Annotated in this window: 6 protein-coding genes and 1 tRNA gene; 6 read left to right on the top strand and 1 reads right to left on the bottom strand. The window is 35.5% G+C overall.

From position 1 onward, the window contains the following. The first annotated feature begins 154 nt into the window (after positions 1-154). The 4 genes from hsdR (at position 155) to A9G10_RS11310 (ending at position 7,581) form a co-directional block, all read left to right on the top strand. Entirely contained in the window at positions 155-3,676 is a 3,522-nt protein-coding gene (gene hsdR / locus A9G10_RS11325) for a type I restriction-modification system endonuclease (protein WP_065558007.1), read from the top strand. Between the two features lie 111 nt (positions 3,677-3,787). After that, positions 3,788-5,389 carry a class I SAM-dependent DNA methyltransferase gene (locus tag A9G10_RS11320; protein WP_065558008.1) on the top strand — a complete coding sequence of 534 codons (1,602 nt, stop codon included), beginning with the start codon at positions 3,788-3,790 and terminating at the stop codon, positions 5,387-5,389. Further along, positions 5,389-6,720: a restriction endonuclease subunit S gene (locus tag A9G10_RS11315; protein WP_065558009.1), complete on the top strand. Its 1,332-nt coding sequence runs from the start codon at positions 5,389-5,391 to the stop codon at positions 6,718-6,720. The genes A9G10_RS11320 and A9G10_RS11315 overlap by 1 nt, the downstream gene beginning before the upstream one ends. A 3-nt stretch (positions 6,721-6,723) precedes the next feature. Next, entirely contained in the window at positions 6,724-7,581 is an 858-nt protein-coding gene (locus A9G10_RS11310) for a hypothetical protein (protein ID WP_065558010.1), read from the top strand. On the opposite strand, the gene rtcR is transcribed toward A9G10_RS11310, so the two are convergent. Then, positions 7,568-9,181, bottom strand: a complete 1,614-nt coding sequence (gene rtcR, locus A9G10_RS11305) for an RNA repair transcriptional activator RtcR (RefSeq protein WP_065558011.1) — start codon at positions 9,179-9,181, stop codon at positions 7,568-7,570. The two genes, A9G10_RS11310 and rtcR, sit on opposite strands and share 14 nt — an antisense overlap. A gap of 318 nt (positions 9,182-9,499) precedes the next feature. Between rtcR and A9G10_RS11300 the strand changes: the two genes are divergently transcribed. Beyond that, a tRNA-Pro gene (locus A9G10_RS11300) sits at positions 9,500-9,572 on the top strand. Between the two features lie 720 nt (positions 9,573-10,292). Beyond that, a complete protein-coding gene (locus A9G10_RS11295) occupies positions 10,293-11,435 on the top strand; it encodes a slipin family protein (protein WP_442903214.1) in 1,143 nt (380 codons plus the stop codon).

Below are 11,435 nucleotides of genomic sequence, written 5' to 3'. Positions count from 1 at the left end.
GGTGACATTAAGGTAATGATAAAACCAATTGGCACTCCGCTTAAATAGCCTACCGAAGAAATGCTTTGAAAATAAAAAAATAGCTATAAAATTATACAAAATTTGAGATAATAAAAAAGGATAAAGGATATAACTTTAATGGAGATAGTGCTTAATGATAATAATTAAAGAGCAATCAAATTTTGGTTTTCTAGTTGAACACGATCCACTGTTTGTCGAATTAGCATGTACAGCCGAGCGAGCATTTAGCAGTGATCCTAATACCACATTAATAAAATTACGGCAATTAGCTGAAGCAATGGCACAACATATTGCTGCCAAGGCTGGTATTGAATTTAATGAACGCACTTCTCAGTCTGATTTGTTGTATAAGATTAGTAATGAACTCAAATTAGAACCCATTATCCGAAATCTTTTTCATACATTACGTATTGAAGGAAATAAAGCTACTCATCAATTTAAAACCAAGCACAAAGAAGCAAAAGATGGACTTTTAGTTGCTTACAAATTAGCAATATGGTTTCACCAATCTTTTAGTCAAGCTGGTGTGCTATTTAAACCAGGACCTTTTAAACCACTTGTTGACCCCAGCGAGCATTTGCGCAGTTTACAGTCAGAAATCAGTAAACTTAAAATAGAACTAGAACAAGCCAATATTGAACTCAATTCAAGTCAACAATTTAATGAATTACTCGCTAAAGAAAAGACTGAATTTGAAACCTTAGCTTTAAAAATGGATGAAGAGGCGCGATCCCTATCTCAACAGGCCCAAGAAAATGAGGCAATGTTACTCAAACAACAGAAAGAATATGAAATAAAGATTAAGGATTTACAACAAGCACTTGCTCTACAAGACGTAAAAGCTCAAAAAGTATCTCGTAATACAATAAGTAAGAAAGCTAAGAAAGCAAGTCAACAAATAGAATTAAGCGAAGAACTCACACGAATTTTAATTGATATGCAGCTTATTGAAGCGGGTTGGCAAGCTGACACCGAACAGTTAAATTATAAAAAGGGTACTCGCCCAGAAAAAAATAAATATTTAGCCATTGCCGAATGGCCGACAGAACATAAAGGCGAAAAAGGATGGGCTGATTATGTTTTATTTGCGGGATTAACACCAATTGCAGTTGTTGAAGCTAAGAAAAAGAATAAAAATGTTTCCGGAAAAATCGGTCAAGCTGAACGTTATAGTAAAGGCTTCCAAGTATTACCACCATTGATTGGTGCATGGGAACTTGAAAAAAGAACGATTGCTTGGCCTGATGAATCAGATTGCCACTACAAAATTCCTTTTGTTTATTCTTGTAATGGTCGTCCATACATTAAGCAATTAGCTGAACAGTCAGGAACATGGTTTCGTGATGTTCGTGATGGCGCCAATTTAAAGCGTCCTTTATTATCCTTTCATTCACCACAAGGACTCTTAGATCTACTTAATCGTAGTCGAGAAAACGCTGAACAACAACTAAAACAAGAACCATTTGCCTATTTGCAATTAAGGGATTATCAAGAGAAAGCAATTGTTGCGACAGAAAATACCCTTTCCAAAGGGATACGAACAGTTTTAATTGCGATGGCAACAGGAACAGGTAAAACTCGAACAATTATAGGTTTGATGTACCGCTTTTTAAAAACTGAACGATTTAAACGAATTCTATTTTTAGTTGATCGTACCGCTTTAGGAGAACAGGCAATAGATTCTTTTAATGAAGCCACGTTAGAACAAAATCTCACTTTATCTAAAATCTATAACTTAGCCGAGCTTGGTTCTATGGTGACTGAAGCTGAAACACGAATACAAGTGGCAACCGTGCAAGCAATGGTCAAACGCATTTTTAAGAGCGATAATCCACCCTTAATCGATCAGTTTGATTGCATCATAATTGACGAGGCGCATCGTGGTTATACATTAGATCAAGAAATGACAGAAGGTGAGATGGCAATACGTGACGCCACGCAATATTTATCAAGTTATCGTCGAGTATTAGATTATTTTGATGCGGTAAAAATTGCGCTAACGGCAACACCCGCAAAACATACTAGCGATATTTTTGGTAAGCCTGTTTATATTTATTCATATCGAGAAGCTGTTGCCGATGACTGGTTAATTGATCATGAACCGCCAATACGTTATCAAACTTTATTAACACAAAATGGTATTACGTTTACCAAAGGTGAAAAAGTAAGCTCCATCAATACGCAAACCGGTGAAATTGAAACTGCTGAATTAGAAGATGAGCTTAATTTTGAAGTAGATGCATTTAATCGTCGGGTAATAAATGAAAACTTTAACCGAGTAATTTGCGAACAATTGGTAAATGAACTCGATCCGTTTGGTGAAGAAAAAACATTAATTTTCTGTGCTACCGATCTGCATGCAGATATGGTTAAACGCTTATTAGATGATGCATTTAAGAATCTCTATAATGGTGAATATAATCAAGCTGCTGTCGCTAAGATTACCGGGCAGAGTGATAAAGTTGATCAATTAATCAAACAATATAAAAATGAACGCTATCCAAATATAGCTATCACTGTTGATTTATTAACAACCGGTATTGATGTGCCAAAAATTTGTAATTTAGTCTTTATGCGCCGAGTCAAATCCCGTATCTTATATGAACAAATGATTGGTCGTGCAACAAGACGATGTGATAACATAGGTAAAACGGTATTTCGAATATATGATCCGGTTGATATTTATGTCGCATTAAAAGACGTCAACACTATGCAACCGTTAGTTAAAGATCCTAATATCACCCTTGAGCAATTAATTGATGAACTAAGTGATCCTAAATTATTAACTAAAGCATTACAAACATCAGGTGATATGGCAGGTGAAACTTATGCTGATGTAATTTTAAATCAATTAAATCAAAAATTAATGCGAATCTTGCGTAAGGCTGAGCAAAAAGCGGAAAATAAGCCTGAATTAAGACAAAAGTTAGATGAATTACAAACTTTATGGGATGTTGAACCGAAAAAACTACATAATTATTTACATAAAATTGGTCCTGAATCTGCTGCGAATTTTATCAAACAACATCATGGGTTAATTAATCAATTAAATGAAGTCAATCGATTGCTAGGTAGTGAACGTTTACCACTCATTTCTCAACATGAAGATCATCTTCGTGAACGCTCGCAAAGTTATGGTTCTCACCAAAGACCCGAGGATTATTTAGACAGTTTTAATCATTTCATTCATAATCAATTAAATGAAAGTGCTGCGTTGTCTGTGGTTGTTAACCGCCCACGTGATTTAACCCGTGCGCAATTGAAAGAAGTTAAACTGTTATTGGATGGTGCAGGTTATTCCGAAGCTAATTTACGCACTGCCTTACGCAATCAAACTAATCAAGATATTGCAGCGAGTATTATTGGTTATATCCGACGTGCTGCTTTGGGCGAACCATTAATTCCTTTTGAACAACGCGTTAATCAAGCCATGCAACGAATCTACCAAAATCATAATTGGACACCGGCTCAACGCAATTGGTTAGATCGTTTAGCCAAACAAATTATCTTTGAGATCGTTATTGATAAAGAATTTATTAATCATCGCTTTACTGATAGTGGTGGCGCTAAGCAGCTTGATAAAATATTGGGCAATCAACTTGATACGGTATTAGATGAATTAAGCGAGGCTATTTGGCCAGCACTTACCGCATAATATAGCAAAGTCACTTGAAGTTACTAAAATATACATTTACTCTAATTCATAATGGCGATGAAAATACTAGTCTCGCCTATTAAGTATACGAGTATAAACTTGGGATAAAAAATGACTAATAACAATATAGTACAAAAACTATGGAATTTATGTGATGTATTGCGTGATGATGGTATTAACTATTCAGATTATGTAACTGAATTAGTACTTTTATTATTTATTAAAATGGTACACGAAAATACCGAAGCAGGGATTTTGCAAAAACATCCTTTACCTGTTGGTTGTCGTTGGACTAATCTCAATGATAAATCAGGTATTACCCTATTAAATGATTATAAAGCCATGTTATTAGCCTTATCAACAGGTAAGCGTCAAGAAATCGATCCTAAAAATCCAGAACAATACATTGAAGTGACAGTACATAATGACCCATTAATAAGCGCCATTTATGCCGATGCACAAACTCGATTACGAGAACCGCGCCACTTAGCAAAACTGATCAAAACATTAGATCAAATTGATTGGTTTAGTATTCAAAAGGATGGGTTGGGCGATCTTTATGAAGGATTATTAGAAAAAAATGCCAATGAAACAAAATCCGGTGCCGGTCAGTATTTTACGCCAAGACCACTAATTAATTGCATGGTGCGATGTATTAAACCACAAATAAAAAACATCATCCAAGATCCTGCTGCCGGAACGGCAGGATTTCTTGTCGCAGCAGATCAGTATTTACGGCAACAAACCAACGATTATTATGATCTTGATGCTAAAGAAGCTGATTTTCAAAAAAACGAAGCGTTTATTGGTGTTGAATTAGTGCCAAATACTCGTCGACTTGCCTTAATGAATTGTCTATTACACGGTATAGAGGGCGGTAATGACGGTGCAATTTTATTAGGTAATTCACTTGGTCAAGTTGGGCAAGACCTAAAACCTGCGGATATTATTCTCGCTAATCCACCATTTGGTACCAGTAAAGGTGGCGATGCCAGTATTACTCGTAAAGACTTAACTTATGAAACCACCAACAAGCAATTAGCTTTTTTACAACATATTTACCGTAATTTAAAACCCGGTGGTCGAGCTGCCGTGGTATTGCCTGATAATGTATTGTTTGAAGCGGGTAAAGGGACTGATATTCGTCGCGATTTAATGAATAAATGTAATTTACATACAATACTACGCTTACCGACCGGGATATTTTATGCCCAAGGTGTAAAAACCAATGTGCTATTTTTCACTAAGGGCTCAGTAACAGACAAACTGCAACAAGAAAACTGTACACAAAATGTTTGGGTTTATGATTTGCGTACTAATATGCCAAACTTTGGTAAACGTACACCATTTACTGAGCAATATTTGCAACCATTTGAAACTGTTTATGGTATCAATCCGGACGGCACCAGTCCAAGACAGGAAGGTGAATGGTCATTCAATCCAGATGATATCGAAGCAGACTCGTCAGCCAGTCAAGAAAACTTAGACGTTAATGTTCAACTAGCGCAATCAAGATGGCGCTGTTTTAGCCGCGATTGGATTGCTGACACAAAACAGGATTCACTCGATATCAGTTGGTTAAAAGATAAAAATAGTGTGGATGCAACCAAACTTCCAGAACCCGCCATACTTGCCAAGCAAGCTAAAGATGAGTTAATAGTTGCTTTGGATAAGTTGGAGAGTTTGTTGAGTGCTTTGGGAGAAACTGAATAATGAGCGATATTCTTCTTGTACCTGAAGGTTGGATTGTTACTAAATTTACTGATGTCTTGGATATACAAGGTGGTACTCAACCACCCAAATCTAATTTTCTAGATCAAGTAAAAGAAGGCTATATACGCCTTCTTCAAATTCGAGATTTTGGCGACAAACCTGTCCCAACATTTATACCAATAACATCTAAATTAAAATTATGTGATAAAGATGATGTATTAATAGGACGTTACGGGGCATCTTTAGGACGTATCTGTACTGGAATGAAAGGTGCTTATAATGTTGCTTTAGCTAAAGTATTATTTGGTAAATATTTAGATAGAAGATTTTTGAAAGCATACTTAGAATCAGAACTATTTCAAGGATCCTTAAGATTATTATCTCGTTCAGCTCAAAATGGATTTAATAAAGATGATCTAAATTCATTTGTATTTTTACTACCACCGTTCAATGAACAAAAAATCATAGCTGAAAAACTTGACTTATTACTAGCCCAAGTACAAGAAACAAAATCACGCCTTGAACAAATTCCCGAACTTCTAAAACAGTTTCGGCAGTCAGTGTTATCGGATGCCGTGAGTGGTAAGTTAACGGGAGAATGGCGAGAAAGTAAAAATCTAAATGATTGGAAAAATGGAAAACTTAAAGATTTTATTAAAAAACCTTCATATGGAACATCTACAAAATCTAAAAAAGTTGGTTCTGTTCCTGTTTTGAGAATGGGAAATCTTAAAAATGGGAATTTAGACTGGACTGATTTAGTTTATACATCTGATCAAACAGAGATAGATAAGTATGAATTAATAGCCGGAGATGTATTATTTAATAGAACAAATAGTCCAGAGTTAGTAGGTAAAACTTCTATTTATAGAGGTGAAAGAAAAGCTATTTATGCAGGTTATTTAATTAAAATTCAATGCTTAGATGATTTAATCCCTGAATATCTTAATTACAATTTGAATAGTCCAGAAGCAAAGCAATATTGTTATGAAGTCAAATCAGATGGAGTGAGTCAATCTAATATTAATGCTCAAAAACTTGGCGAATATCCAATTCAAATTCCTTCACTAGAAGAACAAAACGAAATCGTCCGTCGTGTAGAACAATTATTTGCCTATGCTGATAAAATTGAACAACAGGTTAATATAGCTTTAGAAAAAGTGAATCATTTACCGCAATCAATTTTAGCCAAAGCGTTTCGTGGTGAATTAACCGCCCAATGGCGCACTAAAAATCCTGATTTAATTACGGGTGAAAATTCAGCTGCATCCTTACTTGAAAAAATTCAAGTTGAACGCGAACAAAACAATAAAAACAAAAAGAAAAAATAATCAATGCGTCAAGAACAAATTGATTTGCTAGAAATAATCACCAATAAGCAAAATAGTAACCCTGAAATCAACGCATTGTTTAAAGGGTTATTATATTCACCTTGGCAATGCTCGAATAAATTAATCGATAAATATGTTAGTAAATCATTAGCTAAAATAGTAAAACGATATAAACAGTCTGTGTTACATTTTGTTTTTAATACAACTAAATTTAATTACTACCAAACTTATATTTGTGGAATTTATTTAGTGCTTAATGATAGCAACACAGGTGAAGAAGCAAATTTCTTAGCGCAATTAAATTTGTACAAAGAAATAATTTCGGAAGATCTCGAAAAAGCTAACCTTAACTTTGATGAATTATCATCACAAGGGCAAGATACATTAGTCGGTTTGTATATTTATGCGACCATCGCAGTATATGAGGTGGCGGGAATTATACAACCTATCGATAATTCAAAACATTTTCATCTCAAAATTAAAGAATGTTATTTAGATGCTTATTTAATAAAACAGTTTAGAACTTTTTGCAATCAACTTAGTCGTATATCAGATTATTCAACTCTCTATCATTTAACCACGAATTTCGGACTACCTCAATTACAGAAAAATAGTGAACCACTGAAAAATATTACTAACCATTTAATCGATAAAACCTTATCCATTCATATCAAATATCTTGATACGCCGCTTTCTTATTCATTCCAACAACTTTTTAATCGAGCCCAACTGTTAACTTTTTTATATTGCTATTTAGTTCATCATTGTTCAACACCAAATAAAATCGTATTAAAACAAGTCAAAATTCATAATATAGAAAAAAAGTTCTCTGATGCTATTCATTCAGTTATACCTGTTTAATCTCATCCCAACTCAGCCCAAACTTCGCCAAATATTTTTTCAGCCTGTCGGCATCATTACTCTTCTGTTTTTTGGTTCTCGAAACAGCAAAAAGCTTTCGACCAGCTTCTGATAGACTGGCACTTTTTTGACATATCTCGATAACTTTTTCTAATTGGTGGCGATCAAATTCATCTATTTCTTGTGGAATTAATGAATTATTTGGCTGATCGCCTTGCCAGTTTTGTTTTAAACGTTTAATCTCTTGTTCGACTTGCTCAATTGTAATATTACCTTGTGGTGCCAGCGTTGCCATACGCGTAATAGATGCGGTGAGTTCACGAAAGTTTCCTTTCCATAATGCTTCATTCGAAATTGCAAACTGTAAATAGGCACTGCGCGACTCACGATTAAAACGTGGCATCAAGCCATATTCTTTGGCGTAACGCGCCAGTTCATAATCAATATTCGGTTCGATATCCTCTTTACGCTCGGCTAGCCTTGGCAATGTATAAGTCCACAGATTAATACGGGCATACAGATCTTCGCGAAACTCACCTTGACTGATTGCCTGTTTAAGGTCTTTATTGGTGCCGGCAATCAGCTGAAAATCACTCTTAATTGGTTTATCACTACCAAATGGATAAAATTGCTTTTCTTCAATCGCTTTTAATAGCATTGCTTGCTCGTCTAACCCAAGCTCCCCGATCTCATCTAAAAACAGCAATCCTCCATCGGCACTTTTTAACAATCCAGTCCGCGCCAGATTTGCCCCCGTAAACGCGCCTTTGACATGACCAAATAAGGTAGATATAGCACTATCGCCACGTAAGGTGGCGCAGTTAATCTCAACAAATTGACCACTGATTTGATGGTTACTTTGTTTAAGTAAATAGATCTGTTTCGCTAAAAATGATTTTCCTGCACCAGTTGGCCCACATAATAACATAGGGGCATAAGAACGGCTGGCCACTTGTTCGATTTCAGCAATTAACTGGTTAAACAGTTGATTGCGTGTGGGGATTCCCGATTTTAAAAGCTCGGTAGCTTCACTGGCATATTGCTGAAAGCGGTTAAGAATTTGATCATAACGATTAAGATTCAAATCAATGGTGTTAGCTTTTCCTTTAGGACTATTGGCAATCAGTTCCGCCTCATTATTATAAATTCTTTCTTCAACTTTATTTGATTTTACTGGTGGTGACGTTTGCAATAACTTAGCTGGGTAGTAACGTGATTCAGCTAATAAGAACCAACAAATTTGCGCTACATGGGTTCCGGTTGTGATATGCAAATAGTAATCTTCTTTATCTGGATCAAAAGAATATCGTTTAGCAATATCAAATAAACAAGTATAAACCTGCTCAAAATCCCATGGATCAGCAATATTAATGACAATAGGTTTAATTTCGGTATTAGGGGATAGAATTTTTATATCATTAACAATATCACAAAGTAGCTGCTCATCATTGGCAAAATAAAGCAGTTCCAAACGAGAAATAGCTAAATCAGCTTGTCTGCACAAATCAATCGTTGGCCGCCAACGCGCCCAGCGTTTTTTACCTCTACCTCGGTTATCCAGCACATTACCCAAAAAACCAAATATCACATTCTTTTTCATGATTAAATTTATAATATTATATAAATAGCTAGATTAAATTATAAGACTTATAATCATTAAAATCTATTTGAATATCATATATATTATATGATATTTATTTTTTATGTTTATAAATCAAATAGTTAAAAAATATTTTTATTACTTTTTATTTTTTGGCACGCTTTTCGCAATATTAAATATACCTAAGCAAGCAAATGCTGTTTTTATCACAGCAAGGTACATCGCGAATCCTTTACGGGTTTATCTACGGGATAAAAGGACGGAAGATTATCAACATGTATTCCTTATTGTGTGATTAGGTGACTGTAGAAAAGTCAATTTTGAATAGTTCATCTGGTAGAACAATCGACTAGGGATCGATATGTAGTGGGTTCGAATCCCACTTCAAAAACCGTAAAACAAAAGTAGAAAAACAAACACAGTCAGTGATCGGCGTTAGATAAGCTAAGTGACAAAGCACCGTAACAAGCTTATCCGCAAAAAAAACCGGTTAACTTGTCAGGTCACCACGACTTTCAAGGTAAACAAACTGGATAATAGGCATAATGTTAAATACCAATAAGTGGCGCACTATTTTTCTTATTGCTTTTAACCTTCACCCTACTATTTCGTTACTTAGCCCGTTTCAATTGTGCAAACTCGGTTGCTGATTGTGCTAAAAAGGAAATGTAAAATGATAAAAACTATTAAAGTCAAAAAATATGAAATTGCAATTTTATTCAAAAACAATGAGATTGAAAAAGTATTAACTGCGGGGGTACACCGAATTTTTGATCCATTTAATATCTCCAGTTATCAATTGATTAATTTAGCTGAGACAAAAATTGCAGCCAACATAGCAGAACAGTTAATCAACTTCTATCCAAATATTATTAACCAACACAGTTATTTAGTGGATGTGGCTGAAAACGAAATTGCCTTACGTTATGAAGAGCAAAAATTGGTAGAAGTCATTTTACCAGCAAACAAAGCATTATATTGGAAAAGCTACAAAGCACATGCGATTAAAAAAGTGGCATTACAAGACGGTTATGCACTGCCAACCGATATCGCACAAGAATTGATTGAAGCTAAAAATAGCAATAACGCCATTGTGAATATCGAAAAACTAGTGCTACATCACTTTATTCATGAACAAATTGGGACTTTATTTGTTGATAACCAGCTAATACAGATTATTGCGCCAGAATCGATCGTCGGTTATTGCCAATTTAAACATACGATTGTACTGGGTAAATTTAACTTAAGGGACAACCGCATTGATGATCGTATCGCTGATGCCATAGAACAACGTACACCACAACAACTATCACAATACTGTATCGCAATGGAAGTCGGTGCAAATCAGGCTGGTTTGCGTTATGAAAACGATCTATTGGTTGAAATTTTATCCCCGGGTACTAAACGCCTATATTGGCAAAATAGCCATAAACAGCATATGGTGACAGTGGATTTAAACCAAAGGTATACCTTAAGTGATGAAATGGTACAGCAATTACTACAACCAAAGTTACGCCAAAAAGAAGTACTCGGTGATAACAGCGTATTAATTGCACAAGTGCCGGCTTATCATGTCGGGGTATTAAAAGTGAACGGTAAAATTGAGCAGTTATTAAAAGCTAGCATTACCGCTTATTGGCTTTTTAACCGGGAAATCTCGGTTGATATGGTGGATACTCGCCTGCAAGCCTTAGAAGTGGCAGGACAAGAGATTTTAACCAAAGATAAAGTCAATTTGCGGGTAAACTTAGTGGCTAACTGGCACTATACTGACGTATTAACCGCGTTTGAAAAAACTGCGCAGCCGGTTGATTTATTGTATCGTGAATTACAATTTGGATTACGCGAAGCGATTGGTATGCGTACGTTGGATGAGTTACTTGAGAACAAAAATATTATTGATGAAGTGGTAACCCAACATATCAAAATGCGTTTAGATGGCTATGGTTTACAAACTGTTTCACTAGGGGTAAAAGACATTATTTTACCAGGCGATATGAAAGCGATTCTATCACAAGTGGTCGAGGCGGAAAAAGTGGCGCAAGCCAATGTGATTCGTCGCCGCGAGGAAACATCAGCAACCCGTTCATTATTGAACACCGCCAAAGTAATGGAAAATAACCCAGTAGCCTTGCGGTTAAAAGAGATGGAAACTTTAGAACGCATTGCTGAACGTATCGATAAAATCTCGGTAGTAGGCGGACTTGACCAAGTGTTACATGGCTTGGTAAATATCCAACCTAAAAGTGCGTGA

Origin of the sequence: Gilliamella sp. wkB308 (assembly GCF_001690185.1) — a bacterium.
Taxonomy (GTDB): Bacteria; Pseudomonadota; Gammaproteobacteria; order Enterobacterales; family Orbaceae; genus Gilliamella; species Gilliamella apicola_I.
The sequence above is the reverse complement of the archived record's forward strand: the minus strand, read 5'-3'. Positions and strand labels throughout refer to the sequence as shown.

What these genes read in the sequence shown, in the direction of transcription:
- hsdR (WP_065558007.1), top strand. Translation starts at nt 155, where the DNA reads ATGATAATAATTAAAGAGCAATCAAATTTTGGTTTTCTAGTTGAACAC.
- A9G10_RS11320 (WP_065558008.1), top strand. Translation starts at nt 3,788, where the DNA reads ATGACTAATAACAATATAGTACAAAAACTATGGAATTTATGTGATGTA.
- A9G10_RS11315 (WP_065558009.1), top strand. Translation starts at nt 5,389, where the DNA reads ATGAGCGATATTCTTCTTGTACCTGAAGGTTGGATTGTTACTAAATTT.
- A9G10_RS11310 (WP_065558010.1), top strand. Translation starts at nt 6,724, where the DNA reads ATGCGTCAAGAACAAATTGATTTGCTAGAAATAATCACCAATAAGCAA.
- rtcR (WP_065558011.1), bottom strand. Translation starts at nt 9,181, where the DNA reads ATGAAAAAGAATGTGATATTTGGTTTTTTGGGTAATGTGCTGGATAAC.